The 16,075-nt window shown below is 66.5% G+C and carries 16 protein-coding genes; 7 read left to right on the forward strand and 9 right to left on the reverse strand.

From position 1 onward, the window contains the following. The first annotated feature begins 66 nt into the window (after positions 1-66). On the forward strand, positions 67-1,734 hold the full coding sequence (gene groL, locus FPZ61_RS09440; protein ID WP_185465902.1) for a chaperonin GroEL: 1,668 nt from the start codon (positions 67-69) through the stop codon (positions 1,732-1,734). Between the two features lie 22 nt (positions 1,735-1,756). On the opposite strand, the gene FPZ61_RS09445 is transcribed toward groL, so the two are convergent. From FPZ61_RS09445 to FPZ61_RS09465, 6 genes are read right to left on the reverse strand one after another with little or no spacing between them, the layout of a single operon-like run. Then, complete coding sequence (locus tag FPZ61_RS09445; protein WP_370593406.1) at positions 1,757-2,464, reverse strand: N-acetylmannosamine-6-phosphate 2-epimerase; 708 nt, start codon at positions 2,462-2,464, stop codon at positions 1,757-1,759. A gap of 4 nt (positions 2,465-2,468) precedes the next feature. Next, positions 2,469-3,716 (reverse strand): hypothetical protein, encoded by a 1,248-nt coding sequence (locus FPZ61_RS15545; RefSeq protein WP_255441509.1) that lies wholly within the window; start codon positions 3,714-3,716, stop codon positions 2,469-2,471. Between the two features lie 8 nt (positions 3,717-3,724). Further along, a complete protein-coding gene (locus FPZ61_RS09450) occupies positions 3,725-4,597 on the reverse strand; it encodes an ABC transporter permease (RefSeq protein ID WP_185465906.1) in 873 nt (290 codons plus the stop codon). Positions 4,598-4,656: 59 nt separating this feature from the next. Continuing rightward, positions 4,657-5,664, reverse strand: coding sequence for an ABC transporter ATP-binding protein (locus FPZ61_RS09455; protein ID WP_185465908.1), 1,008 nt, complete (start codon positions 5,662-5,664; stop codon positions 4,657-4,659). A 52-nt stretch (positions 5,665-5,716) separates the two neighbouring features. Beyond that, positions 5,717-6,715, reverse strand: coding sequence for a heme o synthase (locus FPZ61_RS09460; protein ID WP_185465910.1), 999 nt, complete (start codon positions 6,713-6,715; stop codon positions 5,717-5,719). Then, positions 6,708-7,682, reverse strand: a complete 975-nt coding sequence (locus FPZ61_RS09465) for a heme A synthase (RefSeq protein ID WP_185465912.1) — start codon at positions 7,680-7,682, stop codon at positions 6,708-6,710. Before FPZ61_RS09465 ends, FPZ61_RS09460 begins: the two co-directional genes overlap by 8 nt. 200 nt (positions 7,683-7,882) lie before the next feature. Between FPZ61_RS09465 and FPZ61_RS09470 the strand changes: the two genes are divergently transcribed. From FPZ61_RS09470 to FPZ61_RS09485, 4 genes are all read left to right on the forward strand, one after another. Further along, entirely contained in the window at positions 7,883-8,788 is a 906-nt protein-coding gene (locus tag FPZ61_RS09470) for a cytochrome c oxidase subunit II (RefSeq protein ID WP_185465914.1), read from the forward strand. Between the two features lie 49 nt (positions 8,789-8,837). Continuing rightward, positions 8,838-10,508 carry a cytochrome c oxidase subunit I gene (gene ctaD / locus FPZ61_RS09475; protein ID WP_185465916.1) on the forward strand — a complete coding sequence of 557 codons (1,671 nt, stop codon included), beginning with the start codon at positions 8,838-8,840 and terminating at the stop codon, positions 10,506-10,508. A 224-nt stretch (positions 10,509-10,732) separates the two neighbouring features. Then, positions 10,733-11,257, forward strand: coding sequence for a cytochrome c oxidase subunit 3 (locus tag FPZ61_RS09480; protein WP_255441518.1), 525 nt, complete (start codon positions 10,733-10,735; stop codon positions 11,255-11,257). Positions 11,258-11,381: 124 nt separating this feature from the next. Then, complete coding sequence (locus tag FPZ61_RS09485; RefSeq protein WP_185465918.1) at positions 11,382-11,786, forward strand: AbrB family transcriptional regulator; 405 nt, start codon at positions 11,382-11,384, stop codon at positions 11,784-11,786. Positions 11,787-11,844: 58 nt separating this feature from the next. Here FPZ61_RS09485 and FPZ61_RS09490 read toward each other — a convergent pair whose 3' ends face one another. Together FPZ61_RS09490 and FPZ61_RS09495 are read right to left on the reverse strand one after the other, a co-directional pair. Beyond that, a complete protein-coding gene (locus FPZ61_RS09490) occupies positions 11,845-12,441 on the reverse strand; it encodes an HdeD family acid-resistance protein (protein WP_185465920.1) in 597 nt (198 codons plus the stop codon). 100 nt (positions 12,442-12,541) lie between these two features. Then, positions 12,542-13,192 carry a riboflavin synthase gene (locus tag FPZ61_RS09495; RefSeq protein WP_185465922.1) on the reverse strand — a complete coding sequence of 217 codons (651 nt, stop codon included), beginning with the start codon at positions 13,190-13,192 and terminating at the stop codon, positions 12,542-12,544. 55 nt (positions 13,193-13,247) lie between these two features. On the opposite strand from FPZ61_RS09495, the gene FPZ61_RS09500 reads away from it, so the two are divergent. Both FPZ61_RS09500 and FPZ61_RS09505 read left to right on the forward strand, forming a co-directional pair. Continuing rightward, positions 13,248-13,856, forward strand: a complete 609-nt coding sequence (locus tag FPZ61_RS09500; protein ID WP_185465924.1) for a bifunctional nuclease family protein — start codon at positions 13,248-13,250, stop codon at positions 13,854-13,856. 7 nt (positions 13,857-13,863) lie between these two features. Further along, entirely contained in the window at positions 13,864-15,000 is a 1,137-nt protein-coding gene (locus tag FPZ61_RS09505) for an aldo/keto reductase (protein WP_370593407.1), read from the forward strand. Here FPZ61_RS09505 and FPZ61_RS09510 read toward each other — a convergent pair. After that, on the reverse strand, positions 14,997-16,064 hold the full coding sequence (locus tag FPZ61_RS09510) for a hypothetical protein (protein ID WP_185465928.1): 1,068 nt from the start codon (positions 16,062-16,064) through the stop codon (positions 14,997-14,999). The two genes, FPZ61_RS09505 and FPZ61_RS09510, sit on opposite strands and share 4 nt — an antisense overlap. Positions 16,065-16,075 lie beyond the last annotated feature (11 nt).

The raw sequence follows: 16,075 nt of genomic DNA on the forward strand, positions 1-16,075 counted from the left end.
AAACCATTGGGTGCAGCGACCCGTGCCCACCCAGGTGCCACACCTTCTCCACACCTTCGACAACCGATGGCCAAACTGATCAGTTTTTCCGACGCCTCCCGGGGCTCGCTTGAGCGGGGGGTGAATGCCCTGGCGGATGCCGTGCGGGTCACGATCGGGCCGAAGGGCCGCAATGTCGTGCTGGAGAAGTCCTTTGGGGCCCCCGACATCGTCAATGACGGGGTGACGATCGCCAAGGAGATCTCCCTGGAGGATCCATTCGAGAACGTGGGCGCCAGGCTGATCCAGCAGGTGGCCTCCAAGACCAAGGACCAGGCCGGAGACGGCACCACCACGGCCACCGTGCTGGCCCAGGCCCTGGTGCACGAGGGACTGCGCAACGTGGCGGCCGGCGCCAATCCGGTGGGACTGCGCCGGGGCATGGAGCGGGCGGCGGCCCGGGTGGTTGAGGGGATAGCCGCCCGCGCCCAGAGCGTGGCCGGGGATGCCATCCGTCAGGTGGCCACCGTGAGCTCCGGGGGTGATGAGGAAGTGGGCCGGATGGTGGCTGAAGCGATGGCCACGGTGAGCACCGACGGGGTGATCACCGTTGAGGAATCCCGCTCCCTCTCCACCGAGCTCGAAGTCACCGAAGGCATGGCCTTCGACCGGGGTTACTCCTCCCCCTATTTCGTCACCGATGGCGACCGCCAGGTGTGTGAGTACGACAACGCCCTGCTGCTCGTCACCGACCGCAAGATCAGCAGCATCAATGATCTGGTGCCTGTGCTGGAGGCCGTGTCGCGGGCTGGTTCTCCCCTGGTGATTCTCGCCGAGGAAGTTGACGGTGAAGCCCTGGCGACCCTGGTGGTGAACAAGAACCGGGGGGTGCTGCAGGTGGCGGCCGTGCGCGCCCCTGGCTTCGGCGACCGCCGCAAAGCCATGCTGCAGGACATCGCCATCCTCACCGGCGCCACAGTGATCAGTGAAGACCGGGCCATGACCCTGGAGAAGGTGAGCCTGAGCGATCTCGGTCGCATGCGCAAGATCACGATCAGCAAGGATTCCACCACGATTGTGGGAACCGAAGACCACAGCGACGCCGTGGCCGACCGGGTGGCGTCGATCCGGCGCGAACTGGAGTCCACCGAGTCTGAATACGACCGCGAAAAGCTGAATGAGCGGCTGGCCAAGCTGGCCGGGGGTGTGGCCGTGATCAAGGTGGGAGCCCCCACCGAAACCGAACTGCGCAACCGCAAGCTGCGCATCGAGGATGCCCTCAATGCCACCCGGGCCGCCGTGGAAGAGGGAATCGTTGCCGGAGGTGGTTCCACGCTGTTGCAGCTGGCCGCTGAACTCGACACGCTGATCGCGGATCTCACCCAGGATGAGCGCACCGGCGCCGAGATCGTGCAGCGGGCCCTGGCAGCTCCAGCCCGTCAGATCGCCGAGAATGCCGGAGCCAACGGTTCGGTGGTGGTGGCCGAGGCCCAGCACCAGGGCAAGGGGTTCAACGCCATCACCGGCACCTACGACGACATGGTGGCCGTCGGGATCCTGGACGCTGCCAAGGTGGTGCGCCTGGCCCTCCAGGACGCGGTGTCGATCGCCGCGATGCTGATCACCACTGAAGTGGTGATCACCGACAAACCTGAACCGCCCGCACCCGCTGGACCCGGTGGCGGCATGGACGGAATGGGTGGCATGGGAGGTATGGGCGGCATGGGCGGCATGGGCATGCCCGGAATGATGTGAGAAGGGCCTGCGGGCCGCTCCATCAGCGGCCCGCGGCCATCCGGTTCACATAGGAGGCCACCTGCAGATCCACCCCCGTGATCGCGGTACCGACAACCACCGCGTCGGCTCCCGCGGCCAGTGCTCGGGCCGCCTGACCCGCTGAAGCGATTCCTCCCTCACAGATCAGGGAGGTTTCTTCCGGCAGCCGCTGGCGAAGCTGCGGCAGGATATCCCAGGCCGGAGGCCGTAGCTCAGCGGTGGCTTCGGTGTAACCGAACAGGGTGGTGCCGACCCACCGGCAGCCGAGAGAGGCTGCTTGAAGTCCATTGTCGACACTGTCGACATCAGCCATCAGCGGGGCACCGAGATCCAGCTGGGCACGGCCGATGAGTCCGGCGAGATCTTCTCCGCCCGGGCGGACCCTGGAGGTGGCATCCATGGCCACGATGTCAGCACCTGCGGCCCACACCGCTCTGAGCTCTTCCCATCCGGGGGTGATGTAGACAGAACTGTCGGCGTGGACCCGCTTCCAGAGGCCCACGATCAGGGCCTCTGGGCAGCGCCGCCGCACCGCACCGATGTGCTCGGGACTCTCCAGCCGAACCCCGATGGCACCATTGGCCAGGCTGGCCTCCGCCATGGCGGCGATCACGGAAGGATCACGCAGCGGGGATCCCTGGGGCGCCTGGACCGACACGATCAGGTGACCCTCCAAGGCCACACGGTCGAGGCGTGGATTGGAACGCACCGGTTCAGGACGCCTGGCGATGGTCGTCGCCCTCGAGGCTGTCGGGCAGCCAGGAGCGCAGGGAGTCGAGGGCTGGATGGCTGGGAGCCGGCGCGGGGGGGGCTCCAGCCGCTCGCCGGTTCGCCGACGGACTGCCCTGACCATCAGGGCTGCCCGTTTCGCCCCGCCGACGTCGCTGCTGGGCCGCTCGGGCGGGCTGCAGAGGTTGCTGCAGCGCAAAGGGCGGCGGAGCGATCGAGCTTGAGCTGCCAGAGGCAGGCGACTGGACCGGGAAAGGAGCCACCTGAGGCGGAGACTGCAGGACCGGGGTGGACACAGGATCCTGGGCCCGGCCGAGGGGAGAGTCCGCTGCTGGAGGCACTGCAGGCTCCGGAGCTTCGAAGCTGTCCTCCTCGTGTTCGTCGTAGCTGAAGCTGCTGGCCACCTCCTCGACGCAATCCTTGACCAGACTGCGCAGACGGGAGAAGGGATTGCGCTTGGATCCGATGGCTTTGACGGGAGCCTCCTCAGCAGGAGCGACCGCTTCAGGCAGGGCCGCGGTCTGATCTCCAGATCCCTCGACCGGGGAGAAAGCCTCCAGTTCAAGCTGCTTCGGAGGGGACATCACCGGGGGAACAACCGGCGGAGCCAGGGGCGTTTCGGCCAACTCCGACTGCATCGCAAAGATGGCCTGAACATTGAAACTGGGCAGGGGCTCCAGGTCTGAAATGGGCCCGAAGGCCTCTGCCAGCGGCGGAAGTGACTCGGTGGCCTCAGGCAGAGACTCCGTCACAGGGGTGATGGGCTCTTGGGGCGCTGAGGACACCTCTGCTTCAACGGCGGGCTCAGAGGCGGCGATGAGTTCAGCATTCTCCTGCTGCTGGAGATCGCCAGGAACCAGCCACTCGGCGGGGAGAGGAACGGCATCCTGCTGGGTCGGCAACTCGAGCACGGGCTCGGGCGCCGGGAGTGGATCGGAGGCTGGAACAGCGGCCGTGGGGGGCGGCGGGGGTGCCGAGCTGACCACCGGGAAGGAGAAGGACCGCTGCAATTGCTCTCGCCACCAGAGGCGTGCGGTTTCATCAAGAGCCTGGTCCCCGATCTGCCTCTCCAGAGCTTCCACCCCATGGCGGTGGGCCCAGCGCAGGGATTGGGCCACCAACAGGGGCCCGTCCCTGCGCTCCAGGGCCTGGTGCAGGTCCTGGAGCGACAACCGGGAACTGCCTACGGGCATGGCATCGACGAAAGCAGGGAGTGGTTGGGTGGTGGACACGGGGTGACTCAACTGAGTTTGCGATCCAAAACAGGCCGGATCAGGAGAAAGAGGCCGAGGGCGAGGGCGGCGAGTACCCCCAGACAGGTCAGAGCGGTGAGATCTCCGTAGGGAGCTTCCAGCACGACGGCCTGAAGGGAAAAGCTGCCGGCGTAGGCGGCGCGGATGGGTTCTATGGCGAAGGTAAGAGGATTCAGGGCCGCAAGCCAGCCCAGCCAGGAGGGCATGAAGGAAATCGGTGCCAGGGCGGTGCTGGCAAACAGCAGGGGCAGGTTGGCCACGAAGATCACCGCGATCAGCTCGATGTGCCCAGGCAGGGCGAAGGCCAGCCCCAGGCTGAGGGCGGTCACGGCGAACACCAGCAGCAGCAGGGTCACCAGCACCAGCAGCAGTCCTGCGCCTCCAGGCCAGCCGTAACCCAGCAGCGCCGCGGTGGCCATGATCGCCAGGCTCTGGATCAGGCTGAGGCTGGTGATGTAGAGCACCGAAGCCAGCACGATGGAGCTGCGGGAGCGCAGGGGGGCCACCAGCAGCCGGTTGAGGAAGCCGAATTCACGGTCGAACATCACCGGCAGGCCAGCATTGAGAGCAGCGCTGAACGCGGTGAACACGATCACCCCCGCCCCCAGGAAGCGTCCGTAGCTCATGCCGTCGGGCAGCAGGCCCTCCGGAGCCTTGGCGAAGAGTGCCCCGAACAGCACCAGCCAGATCAGTGGCTGCAGCACGCCCGCCACCAGGGTGGACGGACGACGGGCCAACTGGAGGAACAGGCGGCGGGTGAGCGCCAGGGTCTCCTGGCTGAGGTCGGCGAAAGCAGAACGCTGGGCTGGCCCCTGGTCGGGCGTTGCGGCAGAGAGTGTCAGGGGCGAGGCGCTGGTCATGGCCGGGGACAGGAGGAGCGGAAGAGCAGGAGATCGATCGGAGAGGAGCGACAGGAGGCTCAGCGCATGGCCTGCTTGCGCTCGGCCTTGGGATCACGGATGCCCGCCACCTCCAGTTCGGCATCTCTCAACGTACGGCCTGTGGCCTGGAGATAGACGTCATCAAGGCTGGGGCGGCTCTGGGAGAGGGAGAACACCGGCAGCTGGGCTTCACTGAGCTGACGGCGCAACTGCTCGATCACCGCCTCTCCATCGACCACCAGGTTGAGGGAATGGCCCTGGGCACGGTTCACCACCACCTGGCGCACCCCCGGGCAGGCCTGCAAGACCTGCTGGACCCGCTCCGACTCCGGCGCATCACTGAATTCGCGCACCCGCAGGGTGACGCGGTCGCCGCCGAGGGCGCGCTTGAGATCCTCAGGGTTGCCCTCGGCGATCACCCGGCCCCCATCGATGATGGCCAGCCGGTCGGCGAGGGCATCGATCTCCTCGAGGTAATGGCTGCTGAGCAGCACCGTGGTGCCGGAGTCGCGCAGTTGGCGCAGCACCTGCCAGATCACAGCCCGGCTTTCGATGTCAAGCCCCACGGTGGGTTCATCCAGCACCAGGACCGAAGGCTGATGCAGCAGGCCGCTGGCCAGATCAAGACGACGGCGCATGCCACCGGAGTAGGTGCCGCAACGGCGGTCGATCCAGTCGTCCATCCCCAAGAGCTGGATCAGGTCGTCGATCCGCTGGCGCAGGTGGAGGGCACCCAGGTGGTACAGGGCTCCCTGAAGACGCAACATCTCCCGGCCGGTGAGGATCTTGTCGATGGCCACCTCCTGGGCCACATAGCCCAGGTGCTCCCGCACCTGGCGGGGGTGCTGGAGGGCATCGAGGCCAGCCACCCGGACGGACCCGGCATCCGGGGCCAGCAGGGTGCAGAGAATGCGCAGGGCGGTGGTCTTGCCGGCCCCGTTTGGTCCCAGCAGGCCATAGAGACTGCCTGCCGGGACATGCAGGCTGAAGCCGTCAAGGGCCGTGACCGGCCCGAACGACTTGCTGAGCTGATCCAGCTGGATCATCCCTTCTGGCAGCGCTTCTGACACTTCGGCCCGGCCGATGGAAGCTTGCAATCTAGAAAGCTGACGAAGGGAGCTTGAGCGTCGCCAGCAATTCGCTGGCCTGAAAGCTGAAGGTCTCGGCCCCGGGCAGGCGGGCCATCAGCAGCAGCAGACAGATGCCGAAGAGATAGAGGATGGACCAGCGGAACAGACCCCTGGCCGGGGCCACCTCATCGGGATTGAGTCCGAGGGTGTGGGCCATCTGCAGCAACCGGCCATTGAAGGGGATCACCAGCAGTCCATAGAGCCATCCACCGCTGGGGAGCGCCAGCACGCCCAGCAGGCTCACCAGCACGGTGGCACGCGCGTAGTGGCCGATTGCCGCGGCGGTCACTTCGGTGCCTTTCACCACCGGCAGCATCGGGATGCCGACGGAACGGTAATCCTCCTTGAGCAGCAGGGCGAGGGCCCAGAAGTGGGCGGGGGTCCAGAGCATCACCAGACCGAACAGCCACCAGCCACCAAGGCCCACATGCCCGGTGGCCGCGGCGGCGCCCACCAGGGGCGGAATCGCACCGGCCACGCCACCGATGACGATGTTCTGCGTGGTGCGTGGCTTGAGCAGGGCGGTGTACAGCAGCACGTAGCTGCACAGGCCCAGCAGGGAGAGCCCCGCAGCGAGGCAGTTCACCCCGCTCACCAGCAGCAGGGCGGCGGCACAGGTGAGCGATACGGCGACGGTGAAGGCCGTCCCCGCCGAAAGACGGCCGGAGGGGAGTGCACGGCCACTGGTGCGCACCATGCGCCCATCGAGCTCCTGCTCCCAGAGGCAGTTGAGCACCCCGGCAGCCGCTGAGGCCAGGGCACCGCCGCCGAGGGTGCAGGCCAGGCGAGGTGCTGTCATCGGCCAGCCTTCGGAGAGAGCCATGCCCCCCAGGGTGGTGGCCAGGAGCAGGGGAATCAGTCGGGGCTTGGCGATCTCGAGCCAGGGGGGGAGCCGCACCTTGGAGCGCGAAGGAACCACCTGGTCGCGACTGCTGAGCTGAGGGCTGAGGCTGGTGGCACTAACCATGGCAGGACTCGAGGCAGGAGGGCTGGGGCTGGACGGTGTCGATCGGAGCGGGAGCAGGACGAGGTCGGTTGCGCATGGCCAGGGCGCTGAGCACAGCCACCAGCAGGGCCGCGGTGAGCTGGTGAGACACGGTGACGAGAGGAACCTCCAGAGCGAGGCGCAGGGTGAGCACCCCGAGAACGATCTGCAGGATCACCAAGAGAAGAGCGGCGAGGGCGTAAGAGCCCTGCAGCACCCGTTGCTCACGCACCAGCAGATGGGCGGCCGCCACAACAAGAACGGTGATGGCCACCGGGGTGGCCATCTGACGGTGAAGAGCCAGCCAGCCGCAGGCCACCCCTGCCGTCAGGCAGCTGCCTGAAGCCCACTGGGTGGCCATCAGGGCGCCACTGACCGCCTGGACGAAGACCCCCACACCAGCGGCGGCGGCGGCCAGCCACCAGCCCTGCTGTCGCAGCCAGGCCAGTCTTGAAACATGAGGTTGAGCCAGGGTCGGTGAGCGGAGGGTCCGTGACTGCAGGTCCTGAGGGGCCAGTCCCTGGTGGATGGCGCTCACCAGGGCCACCAGCAGCAGAGCGGTGGACAGGTGGGCGGTGACCACATCGAAGCGGAGCAACTGGGTGACGGTGAGGGCACCCAGACCGCCCTGCACAGCCACCAGACCAAGGGCTGCAGCGCTGGCCCCGATCAGCCAGGGGGGACGCAGGGCTGCAGGCCGCCTGAGAACCACCACCTGCAGGGCCACCAGAGCCAGGCCGACGAGAAAGGCATCCAGCCGGTGAAACCACTCCAGAAACACCTGAAGGTTCATCTGGCGGCCAGGCAGCAGGGTGCCGTAGCAGAGGGGCCAGTCGGGACAGGCCAGTCCTGCTTCCATGACCCGGGTCGCGCCACCGATGCCCACAAGGGCGATGAGAGCGACCACCAGATGAGACGTCAGCAGTGAGGTGAGGCGTCCGGATTGCATGGGCGACAAATTAGCGATCACAGTTGGTGTCGCCGCCATGTTGTGGGGAAGCACGCACGTGTGCGAGCGGGAGAACGCCGAAATGAGCCCCCTCCATGTCCTGAGTTCCGCACAGGATTTCGGAACACCCGTAAGGCCCGGCGCGGCCGCGAGCACTCAGCCGGTGATCCCCATAAGGTGGAGAGAGCTTTGACCCAGTCGTGCCGATCCCATCTGCCGTCCTCACCCTCGTCGTGGGGATGGCCCTTGTGCTCAGCGGGCTATGGATTGGCCAGAACGTCAATGTTCTGCCAGCCGCAGCCAGCTTGAATGCCCCGATCTACGACCAACTCTTCAAGGTTCTCTTCAGCATCGGCACGATCCTCTTCATCGGGATTTTCGGCCTGCTGCTGTTCAGTCTGATCCGTTTTCGCCGGCGCGATGGCGAGACCGGCGACGGGGTGGCAGTGGAGGGCAATCTTCAGCTGGAGATCTTCTGGACCGCCATACCGGCCGTGGTGGTGCTGTTTGTGGGCATCTACAGCTACGACATTTATGACCGCATGGGTGGGATGGTTCCCCTCAGCGATCCCCACGCCATGCACGGTGGGATGGTTGCAAGCTCAGACAGCGGCACCGCTGAAGGCGACAGCGCCGTGATCCAGGCTTCCGTGCTTGGAACGCCCTCTCCAACATCCGAGCGGATCTGGGGAGGAATCGGTTCTCCCATGGCCGGAGGAGCGACAGCCTTACCTGTGGAGGTCACCGCTCTTCAGTTTGCCTTCCTGTTCCACTACCCACAGGGCGACATCACCAGTGGCGAACTGCACGTGCAGAAAGGACAACCTGTGGAGTTGCGCATGGAGGCACGAGATGTGATCCATGCCTTCTGGGTTCCAGAGTTTCGCCTCAAGCAGGACGTGATTCCCGGACAACCCACCGTGCTGACCTTCACACCGATCAAAGCTGGCAGCTACCCAATCATCTGCGCCGAGCTCTGCGGTCCTTACCACGGGGGCATGCGCTCCACAGTCGTGGTGCACGAACCCGATGAATTTTCTGCCTGGTTCGAGAAGAACACCACCACCACCGTCGCCAGCGCCCTGAGCAGCTCCTCCACCGGTTGAGCAAGCGCCCCTCGCCTCGTCTTGTCCCGCGGTTCATCGTCCCTCCTCCATGACCATCGCCCTGACACCCCAGACCAGCTCGCCCCCACCCGGGCTCCAGCCAGAAGGTTGGCTGCGTTATCTCAGCTTCAGCCTCGATCACAAGGTGATTGGCCTGCAATACATGGTGGCCGGCTTCTTTTTCTATCTGGTCGGGGGAGCACTTGCCGGGATGATCCGCGCCGAACTTGTTAGCCCGATCTCTGATTTCATCAGCCGGGAAACCTACAACGAGGTGCTCACCCTCCACGGCACGGTGATGATTTTCCTTTGGATCGTGCCTGTTGTGAACGGTGCCTTCGGGAACTACCTGATTCCTTTTTATGTCGGCGCTCGCGACATGGCTTTCCCGCGGCTGAATGCCGTGGCCTTCTGGCTGATACCTCCAGCAGGATTCCTGCTGATCGCCAGTTACTTCATCGCAGGGGCGGCCCAATCAGGCTGGACCGCCTATCCGCCCCTCAGCCTGACCACGCCCGCGGCCGGACAGGTGGTCTGGATTCTGAGCGTGCTGCTGCTGGGGGGCAGCTCCATCTTCGGAGGCATCAACTTCATCGCAACGATTCTGAAGATGCGCCGGCCTGGCCTGAAGATGATGCAGTTGCCGATGTACTGCTGGGCGATGCTCGGCACCAGCATCCTGGTGGTGCTCTCCACCCCGGTGCTGGCAGGCACCCTGGTTCTGCTCAGCTTTGACATCATTGCGCACACCGGATTCTTCAACCCTTCCCTGGGTGGCAACGCGGTGGTGTATCAGCACCTGTTCTGGTTCTACTCCCACCCAGCGGTCTACATCATGGTGCTGCCGGCTTTCGGGCTGGTGAGTGAGATCCTGCCGGTGCATGCTCGCAAGCCCCTCTTCGGTTACACCACCATGGTGTATTCGATTCTGGGCATCGTGTTCCTGGGTCTGATCGTGTGGGCGCACCACATGTTCACCAGCGCCACACCCCCCTGGATGCGTCTGTTCTTCACCATCGCCACGGCCTTCATCGCCGTGCCCACAGGCATCAAGTTCTTCAACTGGTTGGCAACCCTCTGGGGTGGGAAAATCGCCCTGAACAGCGCCATGCTCTTTTCCTGCGCCTTCATCGTTCACTTCGTTTTCGGTGGCATCACAGGGGTGGCGCTGGCCCAGGTTCCCTTCGACATCCACGTGCACGACACTTATTTCGTCGTGGGGCACTTTCACTACGTCGTTTATGGGGGCACGGTGTTTGTGATCTTCGGCTCGATCTATCACTGGTTCCCCAAATTCACAGGCAGAATGCTCAATGAGGACCTCGGGCGTTTCCACTTCCTGATCACCTTCATCGGCTTCAACCTCTGCTTTGCTCCCCAGCACTGGCTGGGCCTCAATGGCATGCCCCGCCGGGTCGCCGAATACGATCCCCAGTTCACCCTGGTCAACCAGATCAGCAGTGTAGGAGCCCTGCTGATGGCGCTGAGCACTCTTCCATTCCTGATCAATGTGCTCTGGAGTGCTTTTTCCGGCCGCGTGGCCGGCGACAACCCCTGGAAGGCCCTCACACCGGAATGGCTCACCAGTTCACCCCCGCCGGTGGAGAACTGGAAGGGGGAGGCCCCCCTGGTGCAGCACCCCTACGGCTACGGGATTCCTCCGGGTCAGATCGACCTCGGGGCGGCCACCGGTCGCGAGCTCTGGTCCAGCGGTCAATGACCAGGCCAACGGCAGGTTGGCCCGATGACACAACGCTCAGCCCCGGCCGCCACCTGCTCCACCACCGTCTCTGATTTCCTCCGCCATCGCCAGGAGTCGCCATGACAGCCTTCTCCCCCAGCTCGGATCCATCCCCACCCTCCGACGTCCTTGCCCCCCCGCTCCCCCAGGGATCAGAGCCCCTGGTCCACGATGCGGGCCAGGAGGCCCATCCCGACCACCGCATGTTCGGCCTGGCCACTTTTCTGGTGGCCGATGGCATGACGTTTGCGGGCTTCTTCGCCGCCTACCTCACCTTCCGGGCGGTGAACCCCCTGCCGGCCGATGCGATCTATGAGCTGGAACTGATCCTGCCCACGATCAACACGGTGCTGCTGGTGCTGAGCAGCTTCACCTTTCATCGCGCCGCCAAGGAGCTTCGCCACGACCAGCTCGGCCCATGTCGGCTCTGGTTGCTGATCACCGCAGGGCTTGGCCTGGCTTTCCTCGCCGGCCAAATGGTTGAGTATTTCTCTCTGCCCTTCGGCCTGACCGACAACCTCTACGCCAGCACCTTCTACGCTCTGACCGGATTCCATGGGCTGCACGTTTCTCTGGGCGCCCTGATGATCCTGATCGTCTGGTGGCAGGCACGCACACCAGGGCGCTTCACGGCCGACCACCACTTCGGGGTGGAAGCCGCTGAGCTCTACTGGCACTTCGTCGACGGAATCTGGTTGGTTCTCTACGGCATTCTCTACCTGCTCTGAGAGACCCTTGCCGAAACTGCATCGTCCTGGCCACAATCGGGGACAGGAGACCGATGCGTGGTCAACCCTTCCGTCGATCACATCCGCAACCATGTCGAATGCCGCGCCGTCAGTCGGCAGAACCATGCTCCAGGGCAAGGAGTTGCTGGACAAGGCCCGTTCCCTGAGCAACTGCTCGGAAGATGACATTGCCCGGGGATGCGGCTACGTGAGCCCTGGAGGGCGGCTGCTCAAGAAAAGCTTCTACAAGGCCCTGGTGGAAGCCAAGGGGTACCGGCTGGGGGGAGCCGCGGCCAGCTCCGGTGCCGGTAAAGGCCGACAGGCGGAGTTCCGCACTCGCGTGCATGGCAACGGCAACCTGCTGGTCGGTCATGCCTACACCCGTCGCATGGGGCTGGAGCCCGGCCAGGAGTTCCACATTCAGATCCACCACGAAACGGGCTCAATCTGGCTTCTGCCCGTCGAGGGCGATCAGGACAGCGACCCCGCTGGCACTGGCGGCAGCATCGGCAGTCCTGACGAGGCCTAGGCCTGCCCAGAGCTGGCGTCTGAGGGCCGAGCCCCAGCAGACTGAACGGGCCCGGGACTCAGTTCTCCTCGGCGTGGAAGCCGGCACCGAAGGCCAGCAGATCGACTCCGCTGAACAGGAAACTCACCCCCACAAGAATCCCCAGCACCGAGAGCTGACCACCCAGTTTCATCGACAGGATCAGGCCTCCCAGCACCAGCGTGACCAGGCCGTTGAGCAGGCCCCAGACCCAGCCCGGCGCACCCCGGTGGCTGATCGCCACCAGCATCGCCACCAGCCCTTCCACCAGAAAAACAACCCCCACGGCGAGCGAGAGGGCCGCCACCTGGTCGGCCGCCTGCAGCGGCCCACCCCGGAACTGGGCGATCATCCAGCCGCCGGTCACCAGAAACAGCGTCGAGACCACCAGGCGCCAGAAGGTGTGGCGGCGGCTGAGCTGACGGGAGCGGATCAGGTTGTCGATCCAGCCCACCAGCCCCCCCACGAGGAACGCGAGGGCCACCACCGCGGTGATCCAGAAGGAGGCCACCACAGGGAACACCAGCGCGAGCACCCCCAGCACCAGCATCAACACCCCCTCGGCGATGGTGAAGGTGCGCAGGGCGGCCACCTGCTGCCGCTCAAGCGGACGCAGGGGCGGGAATGGTGAGGTCATGGCGGCCCTGTGAGCGGAGACAACGGTCAGGCTACGGCGCATCTTCAGGCTGACCAGTTCCAGAAATCGCCAGAGCCGAGCCCGTTCCTGGCTCGACCCCTCAGCCCCAGCCATGCTCGGTCAGCCAGGCCTGATCCAGCGGCTGCTCAGAAGCCCGGGGGGGCGCGTCCCGGCGCAGCAACCGCTCGGTGTATTTCGCCAGCAGATCAGCTTCCAGGTTGACCCGGTCGCCCACCCGTCGCTCGAGCAAGGTGGTGCTCTGCCAGGTGTGGGGGATCACGGCGATCCAGAAGTGCTCCCCGGCCGCGCTGCTGCCCGCCACCGTGAGGCTGATGCCGTCGACCGCCACGCTGGCCTTGTCGCACACATAGCGGCCATAGGCGGCGTCCTGCCAGGCCAGCTCCAGCCGCCAGGATCCGGCTTCCCGCGTCACCGCCAGCACCTCACCGAGCCCATCGACATGGCCGCTGACCAGGTGCCCCCCCAGGCGGTCCGAGAGCCGCAGGGCCGGCTCCAGATTCACGGCCGCACCGGCCTCCGCCTTGGCGGCCAGGGTGCTGCGCCGCAACGTCTCCTCGCTGACATCGGCGCGAAAGGCATCCGTCATCAGCCCACTGACCGTGAGACAGACCCCATCCACCGCCACGCTGTCGCCGAGGGCCAGGGGATCCAGGCCGCTCAGCCCGCTGATCGTCACGCCATGAGCATGGCGCCGCAGGCGACCCACCGCCTGAACCAGACCGGTAAACATGGGGGAGGGCGGCGTTGCTGGCCATAATCGGATAAAGGGCCAGCGCTGCAGGACCATGGTGGAGATGCGCGTCGCCGGGATCGCCCTGGATGCGGCCAACCGCAGCCCGATCGTGCTGCTGAGGGATCCCTCCGGCCGACGGCAGGTGCCGATCTGGATCGACCAGGCCCAGGCCCAGAACATCTTGGCGGGCCTGGGGGGAACAACACCCCCGCGGCCACTCAGCCACGACCTGATGGCCGGGCTGATGGCCGTGGGCGGCGTCAGTCTGGAGCGGGTGATCATTCACACGATCGAGGACGCCACGTTCCGGGCCGTGCTCAAGCTGAGTGATTCCGAGGGCGAGACCAGTGAGCTCGACTGCCGCCCCAGCGATGCGATCGCCCTGGCCCTGCGCACCGGCAGCGGGATCTGGATGCTGGAGGAGGTGGTGGCCGACGCCTCGATCCCGGTGGATTCCGAGGCCGATGCCGAGGAGAAGGCCGATTTCCGGCGCTTCATCGACCAGGTGAGCCCCGCTGAGCTGATCCGCAACCTGAGACGTGCCCAGCGCCAGGACAATCCTGAGGGCGGTGAAGACGACTCCGGCCCCGGTCCGGCAGATTCCGGTCCCGCCACGGGGCCGATGGATGAACCGCCGGCCCCATCCTCCAGCAACTCCTGAAAGCGGCGTGAGATCATCCCGGCGCCCATTCGGCACCGGCCCGGCCGTCTCCCTGTTCACCCTCGGCACGATGCGGGCCCTCGGCAGCCCCGACCAGATGCTGGAGGTGCTGGAAGCCGCGATCGACGCTGGCATCAACCACCTCGAGACAGCCCCGTCCTACGGGCCGGCCGAGGCCTACCTGGGCCAGGCCATGAGCAGGATCAGCGGGAGCCGCCCAGGTGCACGCGGCGATCTTGTCCTCACCAGCAAGATCCTGCCTGGGGGATCCCTGCAGAGCGGCCAGGAGCAGCTGCGCGCCAGCCTGGAGCGACTGGGGGTGTCCCGCCTCGACAACCTGGCCGTCCATGGCCTCAACCGTCCTGAGCACCTGGAGTGGGCCCTTCGGGGCGAAGGTGCCCGCCTGCTGGAGTGGGCCCTGGCAAAGGGGCTGGTGGGTCAGCTGGGCTTCAGCAGCCACGGTTCAAGGCCCCTGATCACGCAGACCCTGGCCAGCGGGCGGTTCAGCTTCTGCAGCCTGCATCTGCACCTGTTCGATCCGGAGCGGCTGCCGCTGGCGCAGCTGGCTCTCGCCGGGGGCCTGGGCGTTCTGGCCATCTCCCCAGCCGACAAGGGCGGGCGCCTCTACGACCCATCCCCCGAGCTGATCGCCGACTGCGCGCCCCTGGAGCCCCTGCGCCTGGCCTACCGCTTCCTGCTGGCCCAGGGCATCAGCACCCTGACCCTCGGGGCCGAGCGCAGGAAAGATCTGGAGCTGGCCGAGGAGCTCAGGGCCAGCGACAGCCCCCTGGATGCGCAGGAACTGAGTGCCCTCAGCCACCTGGAGGCCAACGGCCGCGCCCGCCTCGGCCCTGAGCGCTGCGGCCAATGCCGGGCCTGCCTGCCCTGCCCGAGCGGGGTGCCGATCCCGGAGCTTCTGCGCCTGCGCAATCTGGCCCTGGGCCACGGCATGGAGGTCTTTGCCGCCGAGCGCTACAACCTGATCGGCCGGGCCGGGCACTGGTGGGAAGCCCTTGATGCCAGCGCCTGCCGCGGCTGCGCTGCCTGCCTGCCCCGCTGTCCCCACGGGTTGGAGATCCCCGCCCTGCTGGACGACACCCACCAGCGCCTGGCGGCCGCGCCCCGCCGCCGGCTCTGGGGTTAGGACCCACTGCGGTCCCAGAGTGACTGAAGCCAATCACGCTGCTCTGGCTGCAGTGGCGGCAGGGAGGTGCAGCGTGCAAGAACCGCCGGCTCTGGATACAGCAGGGAGGCCACAGCGGACGGCCAGCGGGCCAGCGCTGCGGCCAGGAGCTCCCGGCGCAGCGGCGGCACCCAGCCCGCCGCCAGCAGACGGTTGAGCAGGGGGGCTTCCCTGGCCTGCAGCAGCCAACGGAGCGGCGGCACCTCCCGGGTCCGGGCCGGACGCAACAGCAGGTTCCACCAGAGGGCAGAGCCGCTGGCAGGGAGCAGGGCCGTCAGGCGAGTGTCACTGCGCAACAGCGGCAGGACCCGTTGGCTGGGCAACACGGCGGACTCCACTGTGCCGGAGAGCAGGAGATTCAGGCCATCACGATCATCGAGGGCAGCCGCCTGAGCGCGCAGCCCCACGAGCTGATCGCCCAGGCGGGGATCCCTGAGGCTGGCGGGATCACCGGGGGGAAGCCCCAGCTGACGCAGGGCCAGATCGATCACCAGCCGTGGGGAGGCGGGCAGCACCAGCTGGCCGCGCAGGCTGGGGTCCATCAGCAGCATCCAGCCCTCTGCCGAGCGGGACACCAGATCGCGGCGGTTGCGCAACACCAGCATCCAGGTGCCGAAGGCCCAGGGGTAAGCCAGGGGCAGGGCCGGTTCAGGCCGAAACAGGCGGGTGAGCAGCTGGGCCTCGGGCGCCAGCCCCTCCCAGAGTTCAGAGGCGGCAGGGGTTCCAGGCGGAACGAACGACTGCCAGTCCATGGCCTCCGCCGACCCCAGCCAACCATCCCCCAGCTGCATCAGGGCCGCACCCCGCGCGGAGAGCACCGCCTCTGGGCCCTCCAAGGGCTGGGCCCGCCAGGGATCGGGCAGGCGCTTCGCCCAGGCGGAGGGGAACTCGCCGCGGCCATAGACCAGCTGCACGGTGGAGCCGCGGCCGCAGCCCCCCAGTAGCCCCATCCCCCCCAGGGCGGAGAGCTGCAGGAGCCTGCGGCGGCTCAGGGAGAGGCTGAGCTGGTGGGGATCGGCCTGCATCGCTGGACCCT

The organism is Synechococcus sp. BSA11S (genome assembly GCF_014224355.1).
In the GTDB taxonomy this organism is placed as follows: Bacteria; Cyanobacteriota; Cyanobacteriia; order PCC-6307; family Cyanobiaceae; genus Regnicoccus_A.

Coding starts and splice junctions, on each gene's coding strand:
- FPZ61_RS09450 (WP_185465906.1), bottom strand. CDS start 4,597: ATGACCAGCGCCTCGCCCCTGACACTCTCTGCCGCAACGCCCGACCAG.
- FPZ61_RS09500 (WP_185465924.1), top strand. CDS start 13,248: ATGGTGGAGATGCGCGTCGCCGGGATCGCCCTGGATGCGGCCAACCGC.
- FPZ61_RS09480 (WP_255441518.1), top strand. CDS start 10,733: ATGTTCGGCCTGGCCACTTTTCTGGTGGCCGATGGCATGACGTTTGCG.
- FPZ61_RS09465 (WP_185465912.1), bottom strand. CDS start 7,682: ATGCAATCCGGACGCCTCACCTCACTGCTGACGTCTCATCTGGTGGTC.
- FPZ61_RS09485 (WP_185465918.1), top strand. CDS start 11,382: ATGCTCCAGGGCAAGGAGTTGCTGGACAAGGCCCGTTCCCTGAGCAAC.
- groL (WP_185465902.1), top strand. CDS start 67: ATGGCCAAACTGATCAGTTTTTCCGACGCCTCCCGGGGCTCGCTTGAG.
- FPZ61_RS09455 (WP_185465908.1), bottom strand. CDS start 5,664: ATGATCCAGCTGGATCAGCTCAGCAAGTCGTTCGGGCCGGTCACGGCC.
- FPZ61_RS09460 (WP_185465910.1), bottom strand. CDS start 6,715: ATGGTTAGTGCCACCAGCCTCAGCCCTCAGCTCAGCAGTCGCGACCAG.
- ctaD (WP_185465916.1), top strand. CDS start 8,838: ATGACCATCGCCCTGACACCCCAGACCAGCTCGCCCCCACCCGGGCTC.
- FPZ61_RS09490 (WP_185465920.1), bottom strand. CDS start 12,441: ATGACCTCACCATTCCCGCCCCTGCGTCCGCTTGAGCGGCAGCAGGTG.
- FPZ61_RS09510 (WP_185465928.1), bottom strand. CDS start 16,064: ATGCAGGCCGATCCCCACCAGCTCAGCCTCTCCCTGAGCCGCCGCAGG.
- FPZ61_RS09495 (WP_185465922.1), bottom strand. CDS start 13,192: ATGTTTACCGGTCTGGTTCAGGCGGTGGGTCGCCTGCGGCGCCATGCT.